At 45.0% G+C, this 23,536-nt stretch carries 21 protein-coding genes; 12 read left to right on the top strand and 9 right to left on the bottom strand.

Going from position 1 to position 23,536, the window contains the following annotated elements; all coding sequences use genetic code 11:
- Window positions 1–358 precede the first annotated feature (358 nt).
- The 6 genes from torE (at window position 359) to AACV12_RS06995 (ending at window position 7,809) form a co-directional block, all read left to right on the top strand.
- Window positions 359–535 carry a trimethylamine N-oxide reductase system protein TorE gene (gene torE, locus AACV12_RS07020; protein ID WP_010318622.1) on the top strand — a complete coding sequence of 59 codons (177 nt, stop codon included), beginning with the start codon at window positions 359–361 and terminating at the stop codon, window positions 533–535.
- Window positions 536–586: 51 nt separating this feature from the next.
- A complete protein-coding gene (torC, locus tag AACV12_RS07015) occupies window positions 587–1,771 on the top strand; it encodes a pentaheme c-type cytochrome TorC (protein WP_170900091.1) in 1,185 nt (394 codons plus the stop codon).
- Window positions 1,772–1,795: 24 nt separating this feature from the next.
- Complete coding sequence (torA, locus tag AACV12_RS07010) at window positions 1,796–4,258, top strand: trimethylamine-N-oxide reductase TorA (RefSeq protein ID WP_170900090.1); 2,463 nt, start codon at window positions 1,796–1,798, stop codon at window positions 4,256–4,258.
- A gap of 205 nt (window positions 4,259–4,463) precedes the next feature.
- Window positions 4,464–6,200, top strand: coding sequence for a glycoside hydrolase family 36 protein (locus tag AACV12_RS07005; protein ID WP_170900089.1), 1,737 nt, complete (start codon window positions 4,464–4,466; stop codon window positions 6,198–6,200).
- Window positions 6,201–6,410: 210 nt separating this feature from the next.
- Window positions 6,411–7,316, top strand: a complete 906-nt coding sequence (locus AACV12_RS07000) for a manganese-dependent inorganic pyrophosphatase (RefSeq protein ID WP_170900088.1) — start codon at window positions 6,411–6,413, stop codon at window positions 7,314–7,316.
- A gap of 100 nt (window positions 7,317–7,416) precedes the next feature.
- Window positions 7,417–7,809, top strand: coding sequence for a DUF2750 domain-containing protein (locus tag AACV12_RS06995; RefSeq protein ID WP_017047713.1), 393 nt, complete (start codon window positions 7,417–7,419; stop codon window positions 7,807–7,809).
- A gap of 72 nt (window positions 7,810–7,881) precedes the next feature.
- On the opposite strand, the gene AACV12_RS06990 is transcribed toward AACV12_RS06995, so the two are convergent.
- The 7 genes from AACV12_RS06990 to pspF all read right to left on the bottom strand — a co-directional run bounded on the left by AACV12_RS06990 (window position 7,882) and on the right by pspF (window position 16,060).
- The gene (locus AACV12_RS06990) at window positions 7,882–9,321 is read right to left on the bottom strand and encodes a hypothetical protein (RefSeq protein ID WP_170900087.1); all 1,440 of its coding nucleotides are present in this window, start codon (window positions 9,319–9,321) and stop codon (window positions 7,882–7,884) included.
- A gap of 399 nt (window positions 9,322–9,720) precedes the next feature.
- A complete protein-coding gene (locus tag AACV12_RS06985; protein WP_013857043.1) occupies window positions 9,721–10,509 on the bottom strand; it encodes a peptide ABC transporter ATP-binding protein in 789 nt (262 codons plus the stop codon).
- Window positions 10,506–11,501 carry a peptide ABC transporter ATP-binding protein gene (locus tag AACV12_RS06980; RefSeq protein WP_010320232.1) on the bottom strand — a complete coding sequence of 332 codons (996 nt, stop codon included), beginning with the start codon at window positions 11,499–11,501 and terminating at the stop codon, window positions 10,506–10,508. The genes AACV12_RS06985 and AACV12_RS06980 overlap by 4 nt, the downstream gene beginning before the upstream one ends.
- Window positions 11,501–12,388, bottom strand: a complete 888-nt coding sequence (locus AACV12_RS06975) for an ABC transporter permease subunit (RefSeq protein WP_013857042.1) — start codon at window positions 12,386–12,388, stop codon at window positions 11,501–11,503. Before AACV12_RS06975 ends, AACV12_RS06980 begins: the two co-directional genes overlap by 1 nt.
- Window positions 12,375–13,337, bottom strand: coding sequence for an ABC transporter permease (locus AACV12_RS06970; protein WP_013857041.1), 963 nt, complete (start codon window positions 13,335–13,337; stop codon window positions 12,375–12,377). The genes AACV12_RS06975 and AACV12_RS06970 overlap by 14 nt, the downstream gene beginning before the upstream one ends.
- Entirely contained in the window at window positions 13,337–14,956 is a 1,620-nt protein-coding gene (gene sapA / locus AACV12_RS06965) for an ABC transporter substrate-binding protein SapA (RefSeq protein ID WP_038149069.1), read from the bottom strand. The genes AACV12_RS06970 and sapA overlap by 1 nt, the downstream gene beginning before the upstream one ends.
- Window positions 14,957–15,052: 96 nt before the next feature.
- A complete protein-coding gene (pspF, locus tag AACV12_RS06960; protein ID WP_026028021.1) occupies window positions 15,053–16,060 on the bottom strand; it encodes a phage shock protein operon transcriptional activator in 1,008 nt (335 codons plus the stop codon).
- 230 nt (window positions 16,061–16,290) lie between these two features.
- Here pspF and pspA point away from each other — a divergent pair, with 230 nt between their 5' ends.
- From pspA to AACV12_RS06940, 4 genes are read left to right on the top strand one after another with little or no spacing between them, the layout of a single operon-like run.
- Window positions 16,291–16,959: a phage shock protein PspA gene (gene pspA, locus AACV12_RS06955; RefSeq protein WP_047690932.1), complete on the top strand. Its 669-nt coding sequence runs from the start codon at window positions 16,291–16,293 to the stop codon at window positions 16,957–16,959.
- 15 nt (window positions 16,960–16,974) lie between these two features.
- On the top strand, window positions 16,975–17,208 hold the full coding sequence (gene pspB / locus AACV12_RS06950; RefSeq protein WP_170900086.1) for an envelope stress response membrane protein PspB: 234 nt from the start codon (window positions 16,975–16,977) through the stop codon (window positions 17,206–17,208).
- Window positions 17,201–17,590 carry an envelope stress response membrane protein PspC gene (pspC, locus tag AACV12_RS06945; RefSeq protein ID WP_013857036.1) on the top strand — a complete coding sequence of 130 codons (390 nt, stop codon included), beginning with the start codon at window positions 17,201–17,203 and terminating at the stop codon, window positions 17,588–17,590. Before pspB ends, pspC begins: the two co-directional genes overlap by 8 nt.
- 52 nt (window positions 17,591–17,642) lie before the next feature.
- A complete protein-coding gene (locus AACV12_RS06940; RefSeq protein ID WP_013857035.1) occupies window positions 17,643–18,233 on the top strand; it encodes a DNA-3-methyladenine glycosylase I in 591 nt (196 codons plus the stop codon).
- Between the two features lie 68 nt (window positions 18,234–18,301).
- Here AACV12_RS06940 and AACV12_RS06935 read toward each other — a convergent pair whose 3' ends face one another.
- Window positions 18,302–19,498: a cystathionine beta-lyase gene (locus AACV12_RS06935; protein WP_094124269.1), complete on the bottom strand. Its 1,197-nt coding sequence runs from the start codon at window positions 19,496–19,498 to the stop codon at window positions 18,302–18,304.
- Between the two features lie 80 nt (window positions 19,499–19,578).
- On the bottom strand, window positions 19,579–21,033 hold the full coding sequence (gene cls / locus AACV12_RS06930; protein WP_026028020.1) for a cardiolipin synthase: 1,455 nt from the start codon (window positions 21,031–21,033) through the stop codon (window positions 19,579–19,581).
- Window positions 21,034–21,369: 336 nt separating this feature from the next.
- Between cls and AACV12_RS06925 the strand changes: the two genes are divergently transcribed.
- Both AACV12_RS06925 and AACV12_RS06920 read left to right on the top strand, forming a co-directional pair.
- Window positions 21,370–22,713, top strand: coding sequence for a sodium-dependent transporter (locus tag AACV12_RS06925; RefSeq protein ID WP_013857032.1), 1,344 nt, complete (start codon window positions 21,370–21,372; stop codon window positions 22,711–22,713).
- Between the two features lie 123 nt (window positions 22,714–22,836).
- On the top strand, window positions 22,837–23,532 hold the full coding sequence (locus AACV12_RS06920; protein ID WP_017047706.1) for a TIGR01621 family pseudouridine synthase: 696 nt from the start codon (window positions 22,837–22,839) through the stop codon (window positions 23,530–23,532).
- Window positions 23,533–23,536: the final 4 nt, after the last annotated feature.

Here is a 23,536-nt window from a genome sequence, read left to right as displayed (position 1 = left end):
ACCATTCCTCATCTTATTAACAATAGCGTTACACTTCGGTTGCCATTTGAGCGTTTTGCGGGAAGAAATTCGCACCTCAATCCTATCTTGCAATTCATTTTGTTTCTTTTTTGTTTCTTGTTTAACGTTTATGAAAAGAAATTAAATTGACACAACTACTCACATTTTTATACATAAATTCTTAATCAAACACAACTCCGTGCGAGCTCAAAAAAGTAGTGGATTCCTTGCTATATAAGGTAGGAATCGATTGAACCCTACAAAGAGTATGGTCTAACATTTCGTATCAGAAATGGTAATAAGCTGAGCTCTGTCGTCGAGCTGCTCAAAATGACTGAAATACAAAACAGGCAAATGTATGAGTGATGTTAATAAAATAGAGAGTAATGAGAAACGTTCGCTTGAGTGGAAGTCTTTCCTCTTAATCACAGTGGTTCTCTTTCCGATCTTAAGTATCGCCTTTGTCGGCGGTTATGGATTCATTGTTTGGATGCTGCAAGTGTTCCTCTTTGGTCCTCCTGGTGCGCACGGTTAATTCCACGGTTCACCCGTAATCCTTTTGATCGAAAATTTAAGAGAGCGAATCATGAAATCATTGTTAGTCAAAATTTGGCGCACTATGACTCGTCCAGCCGTGCACATCAGCCTTGGTGTGCTCACGATGGGCGGTTTTATCGCCGGTGTGATTTTCTGGGGCGGTTTTAATACTGCACTGGAAGCCACCAACACAGAAGCATTCTGTATCAGCTGCCACACAATGCGCGACAACGTTTATGTTGAGCTGCAAGAAACCGTGCACTGGAAAAACCATTCAGGCGTGCGTGCCACTTGCCCAGACTGCCACGTACCACACGAATGGACCGCTAAAATTGCGCGTAAGATGCAAGCCTCTAAGGAGGTATTTGCGCAAGTTTTTGGTGATTTAGGTACCCCTGAAAAATTCGAAGAGCGCCGTATTGAATTGGCCAAGCATGAGTGGGAGCGCTTTTCAGCCAACAACTCATTGGAATGTAAAAATTGCCACAATTACGATTCGATGGATTTCGAACAGATGTCGGCAACCGCGCGTATTCAGATGAAACAAGCAGCGGAAAAAGATCAAAGTTGCCTAGATTGCCATAAAGGGATCGCCCACAACCTGCCTAAAAATATGGATAGCTCAGGCGGACTGATTGGCGAACTAGAGCAGTTGGCATCTAAAACCGATTACTCGGTCGGCAAGCAAGTGGTGAGCGTTCGCTTCTCACCTATTTATGAAGATGCGCAAGCCAAAGTGGAAGCAGGCCTTCTGAACCCAGCATCGGCAGTCACGGTATTGGATGAGAAAGGAGAGATGATTCAAATCGAAATTGATGGTTGGCGCAAAGCAAAAGGCTTTGGTCGTGTGATCCAAGAAGATTTTGGTATGAACATCGCTGTGGGCTCCTTGATGAAAGAAGCGGCACAAAATGATGCAATCGTCACTGTTGGTGAAAAGCGTGTCGATGATCTCACCGGTCTACCTTGGGAAAAAGTAAACGCGAAAGTGTGGATGAAAAAACAAGCCATGCTCGATAGCGTGGATCCAATTTGGGAAAAAGCGGGTGAGGCCTATAAAACGAACTGCTCTGTCTGTCATAGCCAACCGGATGAAGCGCATTTTGATGCGAATACTTGGCCGGGCATGTTTAACGGCATGATGGCATTCGTCAACTTCGACACAGACAGCGAAGCGTTAGTCTTGAAGTATCTACAAAAACACTCTTCAGATTTTGCTGAAGGTCACCATTAATCCACGTCAAACGGAGTTTTAAATATGGCGATTACACGAAGAAGTTTTCTTAAAGGTGTAGCAACCACCAGTGCGGCGTCGGTTATTGGGCCAAGTTTATTGGTCTCGACATCGGCTAACGCGGCAGAAACAACAGGCAGTTGGAAAGTATCAGGCTCTCATTGGGGTGCATTTCGCGCACATGTGTATGGCGGAAAAGTACAATCGGTCAAGCCGCTAGAGTCAGACACGCACCCCACTGATATGCTCAACGGAATCAAAGGCATTATCTATAGCCCATCACGAGTGCGTTACCCAATGGTTCGCCTTGATTGGCTCAAAAAACATAAATACAGCGGCGAAACACGTGGCAACAACCGTTTTATCCGCGTCACTTGGGATGAAGCGTTGGATCTGTTTTATCGTGAACTTGAGCGCGTACAAAAAGAGTACGGCCCTTGGGCGCTGCATGCAGGACAAACGGGTTGGAACCAAACGGGGTCATTTCACAACTGTACAGCGATGATGCAACGCGCTGTAGGTATGCACGGTAACTTCATCACTAAAGTGGGTGATTACTCAACAGGTGCAGGCCAAACCATTCTTCCTTACGTGTTAGGTTCGACAGAAGTGTATGCCCAAGGAACCTCTTGGTCGGAAATTCTTGAGCATTCAGACAACATTGTTTTGTGGGCGACCGACCCGGTAAAAAACCTGCAAGTTGGCTGGAACTGTGAAACGCACCAATCCTTTCCTTATCTTGATCAGTTGAAAGAAAAAGTGGCAAAAGGAGAGATCAACGTTATTTCGGTTGATCCAGTCAAGAATAAAACCCAGCGCTTCTTAAACAGTGACCATTGGTACATTAACCCACAGACCGATGTGGCGTTTATGTTGGCGGTGGCGCATGTGTTGTATAACGAAGATCTGTATGACAAGGCGTTCATCAAAACCTATTGCTTAGGATTTGAACCTTTTATTCAGTACGTTCAAGGCGAAACGAAAGATAAGATTGTTAAGTCGCCAGAATGGGCCGCCGAGATTTGTGGCGTAACAGCCGATAAGATCCGCGAATTTGCACGTATGCTCGTTAATGGCCGAACTCAGTTACTGTTTGGTTGGTGTATTCAGCGTCAAGAGCATGGCGAACAGCCTTACTGGGCTGGTGCGGTTGTGGCGGCGATGGTTGGTCAAATTGGCCTGCCAGGCGGGGGGATCTCCTACGGACATCATTATTCTGGTATTGGGGTCCCATCAACCGGTTTTGCCTCGCCCGGCGGTTTTCCACGTAACCTAGATACGGGTTCAAAACCGAAATGGGACAACGAAGACTACAACGGCTACAGTAAAACGATTCCTGTTGCCCGTTGGGTCGATTGTTTGCTAGAGCCGGGTAAAGAGATCCGCTACAACGGTTCGAGCGTAAAACTACCTGATTACAAAATGATGGTGATTTCAGGCAACAACCCGTGGCATCATCACCAAGATCGTAACCGAATGAAGAAGGCGTTTCGCAAGCTTCAAACCGTCGTCACGATCGATTTTGCTTGGACGGCGACTTGCCGTTTCTCCGACATCGTTCTTCCTGCCTGTACTCAGTTTGAGCGCAATGATATCGATGTATACGGTTCTTATTCGGGCAAGGGTTTGATTGCCATGCACCGCTTGGTTGATCCTTTGTTCCAATCGCGTACTGACTTTGAGATTTTCACTGAATTGACGCGTCGCTTTGGTCGCCATGAAGAGTTCACTCGCGGCATGGATGAGATGGAGTGGGTCCGTTCGCTCTATGACGAGTGTAAAAAAGCCAACGCGGGTAAGTTTGATTTACCAGAATTTGAACAGTTTTGGCAGCAGAGCGTACTGGATTTTGGTGAAGGCCAACCTTGGGTTCGCCACGCTGATTTCCGTAAAGACCCTGAGATAAACGCACTGGGTACACCGTCTGGCTTTATCGAGATTACGTCACGTAAGATTGGGCGTTATGGCTATGAACATTGCCAAGATCACCCAATGTGGTTTGAAAAAACCGAGCGTTCGCACGGTGGCCCAGGTTCAGATAAGCATCCATATTGGTTACAATCTTGTCACCCAGATAAGCGTTTGCACTCACAAATGTGTGAGTCAGAAGAGTATCGCGCGACCTATGCTGTCAATGGCCGTGAGCCCGTGTATATCAACCCAATCGATGCGAAACAAAAAGGCATTAAAGCAGGGGATTTAGTTCGCGTATTTAATGATCGCGGCCAGCTATTAGCTGGTGCCGTCTTAAGCGATGGCTACCCGCGCGGCGTGATCCGTATCGAAGAGGGGGCGTGGTATGGCCCGTTGAATGAAAAAGAGGGAGCTATTTGCACCTATGGCGATCCAAATACACTCACACTCGATGTCGGCTCATCTGAGCTGGCGCAAGCCACTTCAGCCAATACTTGCATTGTCGATTTCGAGAAATTTACTGGTAAAGTACCACCAGTGACGTCATTCGGTGGACCAATCGAAGTGGCGTAATTCCGTCATTAGCTCAACGAAACGCCAGCAAACATGCTGGCGTTTTACTTGTCACATCCAAACTTGTACCTTGGGCGTTCTCATTGTTGAATAAAACAGCATACGGAGCCACGTCAAAGAGAAAACGTGATCAAAACAACTTACATGCAACGCGAATTCATTAGACACTGCCAGAACAACAATTTGTACTTTGTACTGAGGTGTTATGACAACGATCACTCTGCCATGTCATCGAGAAGTTGAGTTACTTCAACCGGATTTGATTGCCCAATTGCAAGGCGATGAGATCAGTTTTTCCTATTCAGGCATACATAACTCGCCCATTTCCGATCACTACTCGCTGCTTCGCACTCTATTTGACGTTGAATCGGACGCACGAGTGATTGGTGACGGTTTTCAAATGCTAGCGCAAACTGCAGGTTCGCCGCATCATCCGGTGGATGTGGGGCGTTGCCCTGACAATAGCTTGAGCTACCGGATATACCCGCTGCAAGACAGCCAACGTTATTACAACACGCTGGTGATTGAACAATCCACCGGATACCAACTGTTTGGTTTTACCTCTTGCCACCGTTTTGCTGGCTATTTTGAAATTCTTGAAGAAAGGACGGGCACCTATTTAGTCGCTTCCATTGACGGCGAGCAGACCCATCCACAAGATTGGACAAATAACAGTTTAGAATCCGTCGTTATTTTGCAAGGTGATTCATTATCAGGTTTGTATCAACAGTATGCGCAATATATTAGTTGTCACCATACGCCGCGTGCTGGTGTGGCACAACCTGCGCCCGTTGGATGGTGTTCATGGTATGCCTATTATGCCGATGTTAATGAACAGCACATCCTAACCAACCTTGCGGCAATGCAAGGAGAACTTTCGGGGCTAGAATGGGTGTTGCTGGATGATGGCTATCAGGCGTTTATGGGCGATTGGTTGACGCCGTCCGATAAGTTTTCTCGTGGTGTTAAAGCGCTGATCCAAGAGATCAAACAAGCGGGCAAAAAACCTGCAATTTGGCTCGCTCCCTTCATTGCACAAGCTGAATCTCAATTGTTTAAGCAACATCCAGATTGGTTTGTACAAAATGCTCAAAGACAGCCACTGAAAGCCGAAGAAGTAACCTACGGTGGCTGGCGTTGTACACCTTGGTATGTGCTGGATGGCTCTCATCCTGACGTGCAAGAATACTTAACCCATGTGATCAAAACCATGAAAGAAGAGTGGGGGGTTGAGCTGTTTAAGTTGGATGCGAACTATTGGGGAGCACTTAAAGGACGGCGTTATCAGTCGGGAGTGACGGGTGTTGAAGCGTACCGTTTAGGGATGCTGGCGATAGCAGAAGGCGCGGGAGAGGCATGGTTACTTGGATGTAACGCGCCGATGTGGCCGTCACTGGGTTTAGTAGATGCCATGCGTGTTTCGGACGATGTCGAGCGTTCGCCACAGCGCTTTGAACAAATCGCTAAAGAGACTTTTTATCGCAGTTGGCAGCACCGCAAGTTATGGCAAATTGATCCTGATTGCGCAACACTGACGTCGCTTGCGAATCAATCGACCGATCGCATCAGCTATGAATTTCATCGCAATGTATTGCTTGCGTGTGGTGGCTTATTGCTTTCAGGTGATCCACTCCCAGAATTGACCTCTTTTGCTAAGCAGAGCCTAAATAAGTTAATGATTAGGCGCAAACACAACCAAGATGCGGCTAAGCCAACTTCATTGGCTCTCAATCACCTATTTTTAAAGTTAACAGAACGCAATGATCTGCACTGCTTATTCAATTACCAAGGTGAGGCGTGTGACTATACCTTAACAGCGAGCCAGCCAGTGGATTGGTATGACTACTGGACAGGAGATAAGCTTTCGACAGAGCCAGTCAAAGTATTTGAAGTCTCCTTGGCAAGTGGTTTAACCAGCCGAGCAGTGATTACCTCTTGTTAGTGGAGTGCCCTTGTTAACAGAGTGCTCTTGTTAAGAGTGCTCAGGTTAACTGAATGATTCGGGGTAGCGGAATGTTGCGCTAAATTAGCCATAATTTCTTAACCACAAGTCATGACAAATTCTGAAAATCAGGTAAAGTATCGGCCTTTGTGAGCAATCTCGCCTATCACCTTCGATAGGCCATCAAATAGCATTAAAATAGGAAGAAAGATGATTTTCGTTGTCGGTCATAAAAACCCAGATAGTGATAGCATTTGTGGTGCATTAGTTGCTGCTGAATTACTTAAAGCACGTGGTCTAGAAGCAACGCCTGTTCGTCAGGGTGAAATTAACCGTGAAACTCAACACATTCTTGCAACAGCCGGTGTTGATCAACCTGAACTTCGTACTAGCGTCGCGGGCGAAAAGGTATGGCTTGTGGACTATACCGATCTTGCGCAAGCACCTGATGACATCAACCAAGCGGAAATTCTCGGTATTGTTGACCATCATCGCCTAGGCGACGTAATGACAGTGAATCCGCTAGAAGCGTGGATTTGGCCAGTTGGCTGTACCTGTACTATCTTGTTCAACCTATTCAAGATGGAAAATGCGCCAATCACACGTCCTTTAGCCATATTGATGATGTCTGCGATTTTGTCTGACACGGTCGGTTTTGCGTCTCCAACGTGCACACCAAAAGATAAAGAAGCTGTGCTGGCACTGGCTGAAATTGCTGAGGTTGAAGACCTTGATACCTTTATTAAAGCGCTTTTGATTGCGAAAACAGACATTGAAGGTTTATCTGCCGCTCAACTTGTTGAGAAAGATTTGAAAGCTTACCCATTCAACGGCCGTGATGTGGTGGTTGGTCAAGTGGAATTGGCAACGCTTGAACAAGTCGATGGCATGATTGACGCCATTCAAGCAGACCTAGTTCGTCGCTGTGAAGAGGAAGGCCTTGCGTTTGCCGCCGTGATGTTGACCGACATTACCACCGCGCAGACCCGTCTTCTTTATACTGGTGAATGGGCTGAAAAACTGGCCAAACACGAACAAGATGGCATGTTGATGATGGAAAATACCTTAAGCCGTAAGAAACAAGGTTGGCCTTGGCTGCAAGCTGAATTGGCTTAATCCTTTTTATCATCTTATTGTTTAAGATTCTAAATTTAACGCCTGCAGTGCTACACTGTAGGCGTTTTTATATTCCCCAACTTTTGCATGGAGCCGGGCTATGGCAGACGCATTAACCACAGAACAGATAGAAGCAATCAATCGCTATAATGAAGAAGAACGTTTTAAATACTGCATTAAAGCCATTGTTGCAAACCGTGAAGTTTGGATACTAAAAGATGAGCACGGTTGTGTCATGCTCAACACAGAAGAAGATGATTGTGTTCCTGTGTGGCCTAACCAAGAGTTTGCCAAGGCATGGGCAACAGGCGAGTGGCAAGCGTGTGAAGCGGAAGCGATCTCTTTGAACAAATGGCACAGCCGTTGGACTTCGGGCTTGGAAGAAGATGAACTGTCGGTGGTGGTGTTCCCCAATGAGAATGAAGAAGGCGTTGTGTTATTTCCCGACGAGTTTGATTTTGAATTGAAAAAGCAAGCCAGTAAAACGCGCTAACTCAAAGAGCTTCTGATAGAAGCTCTTTTCTGTTCTATTGGCGCGCTAATCCCGAAAGAAATAGGTTCCAGATTAACGAGTTATCTGGCTATCCGAATGTCTATTGATGGATAAAAAATCACGAATTTGAACGTCTGCTCGCATAGATGATAACTTATCGTTCAATGAATCCCACGCTTGTTTCTGGTCGAGATTTTGAGAGGGAGTGTTGTCGACATTTGGAGCAAATTTATACGTAATTGCTCGGCCGGTCGGCTCCCTGCCCACAACCATTTCGTCTATTTTATTTGTTAAACCGATATTTCCATAACTTTCGGCCATCTTCTTTACTCCTGCAACTAAAGGAGCTTTCCAAGGTTGCACATTATAATAAGGAAACTCGCCTTTGAAAGAAATATACTCGCTTAATGATTGATCACCGCTAGCCATACTAGATTTAGACAATAACATCAGGTCAAGAAATATATTCTTAGGTAACGATAACGTCAGTACAATGTTGACATTGCGCTTGCCTTTTCCATTTAGCTTAAATAAAGGCTTTAAATTGCCAGATTTAGAGTTAAGGTAAGAGATGCTAGCTTTTCCAAAAAGAGACGGGTTATCCAATCCCAACTCGGCAGATTTAATGCCAAACACTCCCTTAAGATCTTTGGGAATATTATTATCGTAACAACGAAAAACGATAATATAGTTGGAGTCAACCGAATCTCCTTTTGTATCAGTTAACGTATTAGAAATAAAAACTTGAGCACTCGTTACCTGTGTATTGTCACTAATGTAAGCAAGATGAATATTACTATCTCTCTGGATGTCTATATTATATCCATCCAAAAGTTTAGCTATTTCAGCATCGGCTCTGTCCTTTACTTTGTTGACAGTATCATTATCAACAGGTAAATAACCTATCGCCCCTTCTGCGAAGCCGAGTTTGTATGTTTGAACATCACTAAACCCTTTAGCATCGAGCATATCTTTACGCGCTTCCAACGATTGACTACATCTAGCCAGTAGATCCATTTCTTCTAAAAGAAGCACTTTTCCTTTCGCAAAGTTAAATCGTCCACACACATGATCAATTACCATCGATAATTTGTCTGTGGGCAATATCCCAACAGGACAGACAATAAAAATAGGATCAATGAACTCTTTTATGTCATGACTATTAGAGCTAGAGGATATATTTCGGTATTGGTCGATAGAAGAGCGATCTACATTGATAGGTATAATGGATGCTCGGCCTCCTTCCTCAACAACAATACGAGATATTCTATTTGCCAAGGTATGGTCACCCCCTCCTGACATATATGGATTGAGTATCACAACATCTCGTCCCTTGGTTGGCGCACTCGCCTCACTATGAACAGCTGCTGTGGGGGAAGTATCCAATAATGGTATGCATTGCACATGTTTGTGAGTAACTGACTTTACTGTTAACGGCAACTTATTTTCTGCGGTTGCCACAGGAGATGCTATACGATTACAAGCAGCAGATGATGGAATATTAGGGAACATATTCATTATTCCGAGGTCTAGGTTGATATGATTTTCATCATACAAAAACTAAAAGTAGCCGCTTACGGAAAATTTCTGTTTTTTTATGAATTCTACGAGGCGTTACGATTAATTAAACAAAAGTGGCGGGGAAAAGAAATGTAGCCTTCACCGAAAAACTGGTCGTTAGCAACTGGTTTTTTCCGTTTACACTGAAATGAAGCATCACAGATAGCCTTAGAAAAACTATTGCCACTGAAGTGTTAGGCGGTAGGAGGAGAGCTATTCGCTAACGAAAGCAATTCCCTCCCCTTTGAGGGGAGGGTTAGGGTGGGGTGAACACTGTCAATCCTCCCCCTAAAAGGGGGAGGAACAGTACAATATCGTCGATATTGTCTTCCGACCTTACATACAGAGCGGCTATTTAAAGCTGGGCGCTTTGTTGAAGTGGCTCTCAATCATTCTTTGAGTGATGGGATGAGTTGGATTAGACAATACTTCTTGTGTGTCACCCGATTCGACGACTTCGCCTTCGTGCATCACCATAATTTTATCAGTAATGTGTTTTACAATTCCAAGGTGTTGAGAGACATACACAAACGAGACACCCATCTCTTCTTGCAGTTCTAGAAATAAGTTAATCATCTGTGATCTCATTGCCATGTCTAACCCGTTTAATGCTTCATCAGCCACAATGATCGACGGTTGTAGAATCAGTGCTCGTGCCAAGCAAATCCGCTGTTTTTGCCCGGTGGCGAGCATTTGCGGGTAGAAGTAGGCGTGCTCTGGCAATAACCCAACGCGCAATAGCGTATCTTTCACGCGCTTCATGCGCGCTTCCGGTGGCATATTGGTGTTTCTTTTGAGCGGCCCTTCTAGAATACGACCAATTTGAATTCTTGGGTTGAGCGATGTGTTCGGATCTTGAAAAATCATTCGAATCAGCTTACAGCGCGTGGAGTAATCCTTGTGTTCCAATAACTCTCCATTAACGCGTATCTCGCCAGCAGAGGGTTCAACCATCCCCGCAAGCATTCGTGCCAATGTCGATTTACCAGAACCATTTTGGCCAATAAAACCAATGGTTTGTCCCGCTTCTAACGTAAAGCTAACCGGTTTGACTGCATGCTGAATTTTCTTGCGAAACAGACCTGAACGGGTAATGAAATCTTTAGTTAACCCGTTCACTTCTAATAATGACGCACTCATGACTGTTGCTCCATATTGAGTGGGAAATGGCAGGCAAACTTATGATTTTTAATACGTTGTGGATACGGTATTTCAACGCATTGGCGCTGAGCATAGGGGCAGCGAGGCCCCAATCTGCAACCAATCGGTAAATGTTGCAAGGGTGGAATGGAACCCGGTAAGGATTGCAATTTTTCTTTATGCGGGATCCAATCACTAAAATCGGGCATCGCTTTCAGTAGTGCGGCCGTATAAGGGTGTTTGGGTTCACTCAATATTTTCTGGGTATCGGCTGACTCAACAGACTGACCGCAGTACATCACTGTAATACGGTTAGCCCATTGGGTAATGGTGGTTAAGTCGTGGCCAATCAATAGAATCGTGGTGTTATTAACCTGGTTCATCCGGCTTAGCAGGCGCAATATCTGTGATTGGGTAATGGGGTCCAAATCGTTCGTTGGTTCATCAGCAATCAAAATTTTTGGTTTGGTTGCGATAGCCATCGCAATCATCACCTTTTGGCATTCACCATCAGTTAGCTCATAGGGGTAGCTACTCATGATGCGCGCGTGCTCTTTGATTCCTACTTTATGTAAAAGGGCAATGGCTTGTTTTTTACGCCATGTAAAACGCTGCCACCATTTGCCTTCAAATGTGCGCGATGGAATTGATTCAATCAGCTGTTTTCCCACTTCATCTGAAGGGTCTAAGCAGGTTGACGGTTCTTGAAAAATCATCGCGATGTCGCGGGCAATCACTCGCCGGCGTTCGCGCGGCGTCAGCTGAAGTAGATCAATGTTACCTAAGCGCATGCGGTCGGCGGTGATGGTCCAATTATCTTTGCATATTCCTACGATGGCTTTAGCCACCAAGCTTTTTCCTGATCCGGATTCTCCCACCAACCCGCGAATTTCGCCTTCGTTCATGGTTAAGCTCATGCGATCGACTGCTTTTACCATGCCTTGTGGCGTATCAATTTCGATGGTGAGATGGCGAATATCTAATAATGGCATTATTCCACCCCTGCATTCAGAGCTTGTCGTACACCTTCACCGACTAAGTTGATGATGATCACCGTAAACATAATCGCTAAACCGGGGAGAGTGACTGTCCACGGTGCGAGGTAAATCAGCTCAACTGAATCACCTAAGATGGTGCCCCATTCGGTGCTTGGTGCTTGAGCACCCAAACCAAGAAAGCCCAAAGCGGTGATGTCTAAGATGGCAATGGATAACGCGAGTGTTATTTCGTTGGCGATGACAGCAAGGACATTGGGTAAAATGGAGTTCCACAACAGATAAAAGTCATTGGCACCATCTAAACGTGCGGCGAGGATATAGTCTTTTTCTACTTCGTTGTGTACGGCAATATACACCGAACGAACAAAGCGAGGGATGAGTGCCAAACCAATCGCAAGCAAAATATTGAACTCGCCAAAACCGAGCAGTGCCACAAAAATAATGGCAAGCAGCAACGATGGAATCGACATGACCGTGTCGAGTAAGTGGTTCAATGTACTGGACAATAATCCTTTGGTCATGCCTGCCATAATGCCGATAAAACAGCCGATCACAGCCGCGATAGCGGTGATTAAAATAGCGGCAGCGAAGGTGTATTGGGTACCATCAATCAACCGTGACAAGATATCTCGGCCTAAATCGTCGGTACCTAAGAAAAATTCGACAGTACCCGCAGGATCCCAAGAAGGCGGTATTAATAGGTTGCTCGTTTGCAACTGCGGATCATGAGGGGCTATCCAAGGAGAGGTGAGGGTAATCAACACAATGAGTCCTAAGCACCACAAGCCAAACATCGCCAAACTGTTATTGCGATAGCTGCGCCAAAACCGCTCAAACTGAGTTGGAATATGCTCTTCCTGATAAATGTTATTTGTTAGCATACCATTCCTTTCTTACCAGCGGGTTAACCATAGCGCCAATCAAATCAGACAGAATGTTTGCTGTGAGAACGAGCGTACCAACTACGATCACGCCGGCTTGAATGGAGACATAATCTTGGTTAGATAAGGCATCGAGCAGCCAACGGCCGATTCCCGGCCAGTTGAAGATGGATTCAGTAATAATTGCTAGCGTTAACATACTCGATAACTGAACCCCGAATTTAGGAATAATAGGTGGAATTGCATTTCTCAGCACATGCTCGGTGACAATTTCGTAATCACTTAAACCCTTAATTCGAGCGGCGCGTATATAGTTCTGAGCCATTACATCGGCCACCGAAGAACGCATCAGGCTCACCACTTGCGTCGTCGGTGCTAGAGCCAGTACCAAGCAGGGTAAAATCATATGTTCAATAACACTTTGCAAAGCATGAGCACGGTAGTTGCCTTCAGCGAAAAAAGCATCGATCAGAGCGAAACCTGTCACGTGTTCCACTTGGTAGAGCAGATCATAACGTCCTGAAACAGGAAACAGCTCATAATGCAGTGAAAAGACCATGATCATTAACAAAGCTACCCAAAATAGCGGTGCTGAATAGCCGGACATTGACGTGAAGGAGATGACGGTATCAATCCATTTACCTTGCTTCATTCCTGCGAGCGTACCAATAGGGAGACCAATTAACAAAGAGAGAGTAAAAGCAATGAGGCATAACTCCAGCGTTGCTGGAAAGACCATCGCCAGTTCGTCCACAATCGGGACACCACTGTGATTGACGCCAAAATTCAGTTGCAGTAGTTGCCCTAAATAGGTTGACCAACCTGACCAAAATCCATGAGCAGTTAGAGGCGACTGTGGATCTAAGCGCAGCAGTGCAAACCCGACCATCGTCAAAATGAGTAACGTGATAATAAATAAGTTGAGTCTGCGTACCGTATATAAAAACACTATTCGATCCTCTCAACCGTATTGAATGGTTGTACATTAAATGGGCTGAGTTTAAAGCCCGTTAATGTTTTGCTGTACGCTTTAAATTGCATGCCGTGTGCCAATGGGATAACCGGGAACTCTTCGTTTAAAATATTTTGCGCTTGTTTGTATAAGTTAAGGCGATAGCGCGACTTGTCTACTTCCAAGGCCAAATCGAGTAGAAAATCGAAATCACTATTGCACCACATCGAGGCATTGAGCCCTGAGCGATCTGAATTACATGAGAGCAGTGGACGCAAAAAGTTATCTGGGTCTGCGGTATCGCCATTCCAGCCCGTTAAAATCAGATCAACGTTGGCGTGCTGGGTCAAATTTGAACGATCGAGGCGGTCTTCCGTGATGATATGCAATGTAATACCAATGTCGGCAAGGTTAGCGTTAATTAACTCGGCGGTTTTACGTGGGCTTGGATTATAGGCATGAGACTCTGCAGGAACAGACATCGTCAATTCCAAGTTGGCGTAATAGCCAGCCTCTTTAAGTAATGCGATCGCGTAGTTACGATCATAGCGAATTTGAATACTGTCCTTTTGATAGGCCCAAGAGGAGGGGGGAAGAATGTTATAAGCAATACTTCCTGTACCGTAATAGACCGAGTCCAAAATATTTTGGCGGTTGATCGCAAAATTAAGCGCTTTACGCACGCGAACATCACTGAGCGCAGGGTGAGAGGTATTCACAGCAATATAAGACACGTTCATCGCAGGCTTGGCATCAAGCTCTATTTCCGATTGCTGCTTGATAATAGGGATTTGGCTTGAAATAGGCGAGCTGAGCACATCGCATTCATGGCGTAGTAGTTTGGCGAGTGTCCCTGTACCTCGGTTGGAGACATCAAATACAACTTGTTCCATCTTCGCCACGCCATTCCAATAAGCGCCATGACGACGGAGGCGGATAAGGTCATTCACTTTAAATTCGTCTAGATAAAATGGTCCGGATCCAACAGGATGGCTGTCGATCATGCTTTTTTCATCTTCAATCACTAATTGATTAGCATACTCATAGGAGAGTATGACAGCGTGACTGGTGGCGATATTGGATAAAAAGGAGTTGTCGGGACGGCTGAGGGTAAATTTAACCGTGAGTTCATCCAGAGCTTGAACATCGATCAGCAAGTTTTTGAAATCAATACCAGCAAACCATGGGTAGACGCCACTATTGACGTAATGAAATGGGTTGGTTGGGTCAATGATTCGGCGAAAGCTGAAGACCACATCATCGGCATTAAGAGCGCGAGTCGGTGTAAACCAAGCGGTTGATTGAAATTGAACGCCATCGTTTAGCTTGAATGTATACTCTGTACCCTGTGGATTCACTGTCCAACTCGTGGCCAGACTGGGTATCGGTTGTAAGGTTTCTGAATCCAATTGCAACAGCGTGTCGTAAATCTGTGGGCTGAGAGCTTCAGACGTAATGCCGCTCTCAACCAATTGTGGGTTAAAAGTGGTGGGATTGCCGTGACCACAATATACGAATCCGCTCTGGCGAATTTTACTATGGTCAATTTGTTCGCTACAGCCTATCAGTAGGCTAAAGCTGCATATTCCTAGTGCGAATCGTATCAATGTTTTCATAAAGAGAAATAACTGTGAGAAGTAAGGCAAACAAAGCTAATCATTATGCCTCAAAATCCTGATAATCTACCATTTTTTGTTGATCTAAACCTAGGGTTAATCATCATTGCTGCCGACGAGTTGATATTTTCTCACCATACCTCTCAATTGGTGGTAGCTCAAGCCGAGTAATTCTGCAGCTTGTCTTTGATTAAACTTACTGGCATTGAGCGCGGCACTCAGTAGTTGTCTGTCCTGATCCTCCTGCCACATTTTGTAATCCATCGGAAATTCAAAGCCAGTGGTGTAAGTATGGCGATCTGTGGAGAGATTGCCAGTAAGGTCATCTGGTTTGTGCCACTCATTAGCAAAAGGGTTAAAAACCAAGTTTTCAATCGGATGGGAGGCCGTTCCGTGTTGATAGACAGCACGCTCCACGACATTTTTAAGTTCACGCACATTTCCCGGCCACAAGTAGTGTTGAAGCTGATCTGCCGCTTCTGCACTAAACCCGACAAAGAGCGCTAAGTTCAGTTCACGGCACATCTTAATCGCGTAATACTCAGCAAGTGGCATAATATCTTCTTTTCGCTCTCTTAGCGGTGGAAGCTGGATCACATCAAAGGCCAGTCGGTCGAGTAAGTCAGCTCGAAACTTTCCAATTTCAGCTAATTGTGGAAGATTAGCATTGGTCGCACAAACGATACGGACATTCGCATTAAGCCGTTGGCTACCGCCGACACGTTCGTAATGGCCATATTCAATCACTCGAAGTAGTTTCTCTTGTACAGCAAGCGGCGCGGTGGCGAGCTCGTCCAAAAAAAGAGTGCCACCTTCTGCCCGTTCAAATCGTCCTTGGTGACGTCCTTTGGCTCCGGTAAACGAGCCTGATTCATGACCAAAGAGCTCAGAGTCAATTAACCCTTCACTCAAGGTTGAACAGTTTAACGAAACCAGTGGTTGGTCCCAACGTTTGGAAAGATAGTGTAAGCGCTGAGCGATTAACTCTTTGCCTGTTCCCCGCTCGCCAATAATTAATACCGGCCTATCAATCGGTGCAAGCTTAGAGACTTTATCCAGTACCGATAAAAATTGAGGCGCTTCACCCAGTAAGTTTTGTTGCATGTTCACTCTCCACACTGTGATTGAAAGGGTGGTTAAATTCACCAACTCTTGGCGAAAATCATCATAGCACAGTAATCTCATTCTATGAGATATTATCTAATTTATTGATTATCAATAGATTTATATATGGCATGAAACTTGGTTATCTCTTCTCGTCTTAACGTTTTGAGCGATTCAAAATGGCTCACCAATAACTACATCGTCATGAACAACTAATCAGGAGATTGAACATGGGTATTTTTTCTCGTTTTGCCGATATCGTAAACTCGAATATCAGTGCACTGTTAGATAAAGCGGAAGATCCTGAAAAGATGATCCGCTTAATCATCCAAGAGATGGAAGACACCTTGGTGGAAGTACGCACCAATTCGGCCAAAGCTATTGCGGATAAGAAAGAGCTCGCGCGTAAAGTGGATTCTATGGCCTCTCATATTGAAGATTGGCAACAGAAAGCGACCTTGGCGCTTACTAAACAGCGTGAAGATCTCGCTCGCGCTGCTTTAATTGAAAAAAAGAAATTGCAAGAAATGCAGAAAGGCTTGCACACTGAACAAACCTTGGTAGAAGAAACTATCGATAAATTGACTGGGGAAATCGGTAAGTTAGAGGCCAAAATTGCCGAAACACGGGTGAAGCAACAAGCTTTGGCACTTCGTAGCCAAACTGCGCACAACCGTCGTGATGTGCAACGTCATTTGCATACTAGCCGTACTGATGAAGCGATGGCGAAGTTTGAGCAGTACTCGCGTAAAGTCGATGAACTTGAAGCTGAAGCCGATCTCTACGCTATGTCCGGTAACGCTAAGTCACTCGACCAAGAATTTGCTGAACTTCAAGCGCAAGATGAAATTGAACAAGAGCTAGCAAAACTGAAACAGCAAATGGACAAAAACCAATAACGAGGAGTGGCATATATGTCATCATTTTTTATCGCAGGTCCACTGATTGTCTTTTTGATTTTTGTTGCACCGATATGGCTTTTTCTGCATTACAGAGGTAAACGACATAGCAGCAACTCATTGTCACAAGAGGATTTAGAGCGGATTAAATCGTTATCTGAAAAAGCGGAAAAACTGCAAAGCCGTGTTGAAACCCTTGAACGCATCTTAGATGCTGAATCACCGACTTGGAGGCAAAATCATGGCTAGCCGAGAACTCTATAAAGATCCGGTCAATGGCAAAATAGCTGGCGTATGCGCTGGGCTTGCTAATTATCTTGGGTTAGAAGTTTGGTTGGTGCGTATATTGGTCATCTCGGCGGCACTACTCGGTGGCGGTTTTTTAGTGCTTTTAGCTTATATGGCTTTGATGCTGATGTTAGAAAAGCAGCCTACTCAGTATGTTGAAACGCTAAAAGCCCAACGCGAACATACATTGAAGAATAAGCCTTGGGAGCAAGGACAAACCGCCGAAGCTTTGCTGGCGACATTGGATCAAGATTTAACTCGAGTGGATCAGAAAATCCGTAAAATGGAGGCTTATGTCACCTCTGAAGCATTTAAAGTCAATCGTGAGTTTAATCAGCTTTAAAAGCAAAGCTGGCACGTAGATTTGCAGTGTCATTGTTCAACTGACACTGAAAATGAAGGTAAGGGTAAGGAAACAAAAAATGAAGCATCATACAGAAATGACTTGTGCATGGGCGATGAATCACCCTTTAGAGCGCGATTATCACGATAATGAGTGGGGCATTCCCGTTTACGATGATGTCAAGTTGTTCGAATTTTTGACGTTAGAAGGTGCGCAAGCTGGGCTGAGCTGGATTACGATTTTGAAAAAGCGCGAAGGTTATCGCTTAGCCTTTGACGGTTATGATCTTGAAAAACTGGCTCAGTACGACGAAACGCGGGCACCTTACATTATCGAACATTTCGATGTGGTGAAGCACAAAGGAAAAATTGCCTCTGTCTATTCCAATGCACGAGCGGCTTTACTGTTGCAGCAAGAGTATGGTTCCTTATCCAAAGCATTGTGGCAGTTTGTGGATGGTCAACCAGTGCTCAATCATTGGCAGCAGATGAGTGATATCCCTACATCGACGCCCACGTCTAAGGCGATGAGCCAATTTCTAAAGAAAAAAGGCTTCAAGTTTATTGGCGAAACGATTTGTTATGCTTTTATGCAGGCGGTGGGTATGGTGAACGATCATTTGGCTGATTGCCCCAAGCGTTAATTTTTCAGGGTAACCTAATATGCAAAAGACCGCTGAAGATTCAGCGGCCTTTTGTTCTTCCGCTCATATTATGCACGCAGAGCAAGCTGTGCACTGTAGCGTTCTAATCCCGCTTTTAGATCAGCGATCAGATCGTCTACATCTTCAAGACCAATATGCACTCGAATCAGTGTACCTGCAAAGTGCGGGTGTGCGACGGTTCTTAAACTATCAAAGCTTTTGGGTTCATTAGCTAAAATCAGGCTTTCAAACCCACCCCATGAAAAGCCCATACTAAAATGTTGCATGCCATCGAGCAAAGCCGTCGTAGCTTTTATATCACTGCTCTTTAATACAAATGAAAACAGCCCGTTACCACCAGTGAAATCACGCTGATAAAACTCATGTCCAGGACAAGTCTCTAACGCAGGATGGCGAACGTGATCCACTTCAGGTTGCTCTGCTAACCAGTGTGCAATGGCTAAGCTATTTTGAGCATGTTGACGTAAGCGAACATCTAACGTTCTTAGCCCTCGTAGCCCTAAATAAGCGTCATCAGGTGAGACACATTGTCCCATCAAATAGCTTTGCTCTCGCAATTGATCCCAGCATTTTTCATTGGCAATCGCTGTTCCTAACATCACGTCTGAGTGGCCAACAATGTATTTCGTCGCCGCTTGGATCGAAATATCAACACCATGTTCAAAAGGTGAAAAGTTCACGCCTGCCGCCCAAGTGTTATCTAGCATGACAATGATGTCATGTTCATGTGCAACCCGCGCTAAGGTTGGGATATCTTGCACTTCCATCGTGATCGAACCGGGCGATTCAGTGAACAACACTTTGGTATTGGGTTGGATCAAAGCACGGATTCCTTCACCTATGGTCGGTGGGTAGTAGGTCGTTTCTATGCCCATTTTCTTCATGATTTTTTCACAAAAATCACGAGTAGGTTCATAGCAAGTGTCGACCATCAGAATATGGTCACCCGTTTGCACAAAGGAAAGAATACTATTGGCAATGGCGGCCGCACCGCAAGGGAAAAGCGCGCAACCGACACCACCTTCAATTTCCACCATTGCTTCTTGGAACGCAAAGTGCGTATGAGTACCACGGCGTCCATAAAAGAGTGTTTTATTAGCCCGATTGACAGTGGCCTGATTTTTTTCAGCCACACTATCAAATACAACGGTAGAGGCGCGCTGAATAGGTGGGTTGACAACGCCATTGGTCCACTTTTTACTACGACCCGCATTGACCAACAGTGTTTTTTTACCTTCTGACATCCGAAATCCTTGTCTGGGAGAGAGTTCGTTATTTAAAACATGGAGTTGCCTAGCTTGGCAACCCCAGTCAAATAAAAAGTTTACAGCAGAGGGTTAAACAGATAGAACAATCGTTCAAAAAACCTATGATACAGTGGGCGTTGCTCCCATATTGGTAGCTCAACCAAGTGAGATTGTTCTATATAGTGTTGCTGTAGCCAGTTCATTTCCTGAGTGAAAGATTGGTCTTCAATCGCGAGCGTGACTTCAAAATTGAGCCATAGGCTGCGCATATCGATATTCACTGTACCGACAAGACAGAACTGGTTATCGATCACGACGGATTTAGTGTGCAGCAAACCACCGTAGAATTCGTATATTTTCACCCCTGCTTCCAGTAGCTCACCATAGAATGCGCGAGATGCCCATTTGACCATCAATGAGTCATTTTTATGTGGAATAATGATCTCAACATTGATACCGCGCTGAGCGGTCATTTTTAGCGTTGCTAATAGGTCTGCACTAGGCACAAAGTAAGGGGTAGTGATCCTAACGGATTGGTTTGACTGATTAATCGCCAGTGTTAACACTTGGGAGATTAAGTTTTCTGGCATACCCGGGCCTGAAGGGACAACCTGTACAGGATGATGGGGCTGATCCGGACCAATTGTGCATTCTGGTTGTGCTGGCAACATGCGTGTTCCTGTTTCCACCTCCCAGTCCCAGCAATGTACTGCGGACAGCACATTGACCGCAGGCCCAGTAATACGAACCATAATATCGACCCATTGACCCACACCAGAGTTTTGTTTGAAATAAGCTGGGTCAACTAAATTCATCGATCCTGTGTAGGCAATTTTATCGTCGATAACAATGATTTTACGATGTTGGCGTAGGTCTAAGCGGCGTAAGAACATCCGCCACGGGCTCACTTCTAACGCTTGGACGACTTCAACTCCTGCGTCTTTCATCATGGTATACCAATGACTTTTGAAAAAACGGGGGCTCCCTGCGGAATCAAGTAGCAGCTTAACGTGCACATCCCGTTTGGCCGCTTGGATCAGAGCCGACGCAACCGAATCCGCCAATCCACCTGGGTGCCAAATATAAAAGACCATTTGAATGCTGGTGTGAGCTTGTTCAATGTCGGCAATGATGGAATGCAGAATTTCGTTAGGGGAGGTTTGCAGTGATAACGTATTACCACTTAAGGCCGGAATCCCCATACGGTGGTTACACAGTTCATCAATTTTATAAATTTGAGCACCCATTCCCTCAGGGGCATGAGCCTGGCAATCGTTAAGCTGTCTAAACCAATCACCAAATGGAGCAAACATTTCCTTCGCACGCTCTGCACGCTTGCGCCCTAAATTTAGCTCACCAAAAAGAAAGTAGCAGATCACTCCCACAATCGGAATGATATAAATCACCATCAGCCAAGCCAGAGAAACACTCACCGCTCGGCGTTTCAATACAACGCGTAGCGTGACTGCGGCGACCAAAAACCAATAGAGTGCGATGCCTGCTAAAGTAAGAACGTGGTAAACCTTGTCCATGCCATTAATCTTGTCGATAGAATAAGTCACGATAGTAAAGGGAAAGGGAAAAGTAAGGAAGTTTATCGCGTGAATAATATGAAAATAGTAACAGATGAATTGTGTTACTAAAGTGATCATGGCAGTTTAAAAAAATGATCTGAGGATAAAAAAGCAACAATTGAACTATAAAACTACGGTCTAATCCATAATTTATATCGTTCGGACTTCCAATTTTAATCTCAAACTGTTTTACTTGCCACCATCTCAGTGCGACTAAAAATTATAACTTGTGTAATTAAAAGTTTACACTCACTTTTAGCACTGCCTAACAAACACAACATTGGTAAATAGTTTATGGCAAGTAGTTCAAGAGGTCATTTCTCATCGAGACTTGGTTTTATTATGGCGGCTGCAGGTTCTGCGGTTGGCCTAGGGAATGTGTGGGGTTTTCCGACCAAAGCGGCAAGTAATGGTGGCGCGGCATTTTTAGTGATTTATTTGGCGATGGTATTCTTGCTGGCGTTTCCAATGCTGGTTGCGGAATTGACGATCGGGCGACATGGACAATCTAACCCCATCGCTTCTTTAAGAAGTATCTGGACCAAAAATCGTGCGGCGGCGGCACTGTTTGGCATTATCGCGATGATTGCCTCATCGATGATCCTCAGTTTTTACTCCATTCTTGCCGGATGGCTTATGGGTTTTGCGGCATCCCCTATATTAGGCCTGTTGGGTTTACAGACGGCGGCCGATTGGTTAGTGAATTTTAGCGGCTTACGCAATGTTTTACTGGCTCTCGCATTTTCTTTGCTCACTATTTATGTTGTGCGAAAAGGTGTCGCGGACGGCATTGAAAAATGGTCTACCCGTTTGATGCCAGTGCTTTTTATTCTATTCGGCGCCATGATTGCTTATATCTTTACCCAAGATGGGGCAATGGAAGGATTGAAGATGTATTTGATCCCTGATATTGCGCACATCACTCCCAGTTTATTAGTAGACGCAATGGGGCAAGCTTTCTTCTCTCTCTCTTTAGGTGTTGGAGCGATGATCGTTTATGGCTCATATCTTAAGAAAGATGTTAATTTGCCAAAAACAGCGGCGCAAGTCGCGGCGATTGATACGGGAGTGGCGTTTGCCGCTGGCCTTTTGATTCTCCCAGCAATGTTTGTGGCTAAAAATCATGGTGTCGAAATTTTTGATGATGCAGGCAACTTGATGAGTTCGGGCGATTTAGTCTTCACCGTGCTGCCTGCGATGTTTGATAATATGGGCAGTGCAGGGGTGTTGCTCGGCTTTGGTTTCTTTATTTTGATGGTTATCGCAGCGCTAACTTCTTCAATTTCTATGCTAGAAGTACCAGTATCTTGCGCGCAAGATGAACTAAAAATGACTCGTAGCCAAGCAACATGGATGATCGGTGGAGCCATTGCGCTGCTGAGCATCATCATTTCCCTTAACTTTGGGGCGTTATTTAACCTAGTGGCTAACGTCTCGACCGTCTATATGCAACCTTTATTAGGTGTGGTTTGGGCTATTGTGGTGGGTTGGGTTTGGCATCGTAATAAATTGCTTGATGAGATCAAACAAGGTAACCCAGACATTGCACAAAGCCTATTCTGGAAAATTTGGCCATGGTACGTGCGTTTTGTTTGCCCCGTGGCGATTTTAATGGTGTTTGCTTATTCATTAATTTAGCGCATTCCTAAGGCTCTCATCCGAGAGCCTTTTTATCATCCTACGGCCTTGAACCTTGCATTTATTGGTATCTGTGTTGTTTAACGCTATACTCAGCCGCCTATTCTGCAGTTAGTGATTCACATGTTTGATATTCTTTATACTCACAACGACTTTCTCATCATCAACAAGCATCCCAATGTTTCTGTGCACAAAGATGACGGGGATACAATGCTGCTGCAAGAAGTGGGTAAGGTTTCAGGTGATGGCCAGCTCTACTTAGTTCATCGGTTGGATAAAATGACGTCCGGCATTTTATTGCTTGCCCGCCACCAAGCTGCGGCCAGTGAGTTGTCTAAAAACTTTGCAGCAAGGGAAGTCGAGAAATTCTATCTTGCCATTGGCAGTAAAAAGCCTAAAAAGAAACAGGGTTTGATAAGCGGTGATATGGAACGCTCTCGACGTTCGTCGTGGAAGTTAGTGGCGACACAAAATAACCCTGCCGTAACGCAGTTTTTTTCCTGCTCTGCTGAGCCGGGTGAACGTCTCTTTTTATGTAAACCTTTTACCGGAAAAACCCACCAAATTAGGGTCGCTTTGAAATCACTCGGCTCTGCGATTGTCGGTGACCCTATTTATCATTTTCATGATGATTCTGATAGAGGCTATCTACACGCTTTTGCGTTACGTTTTTGCTATCAGGATCTGTGGTATCAATTTATCTGCGACCCACGCAATCAAGTAGCGATGGGGCAGAAATGGAACTCAGACATTGTTAGCCAAGGGATTGAATCTTGGTTAACACCTTGGAATCTAGTTTGGCCGAAAGTAAACAAATGACAGA

Origin of the sequence: Vibrio sp. 2-2(8), assembly GCF_963888495.1 — a bacterium.
GTDB classification, from domain to species: Bacteria; Pseudomonadota; Gammaproteobacteria; order Enterobacterales; family Vibrionaceae; genus Vibrio; species Vibrio anguillarum.
The sequence above is the reverse complement of the archived record's forward strand: the minus strand, read 5'-3'. Positions and strand labels throughout refer to the sequence as shown.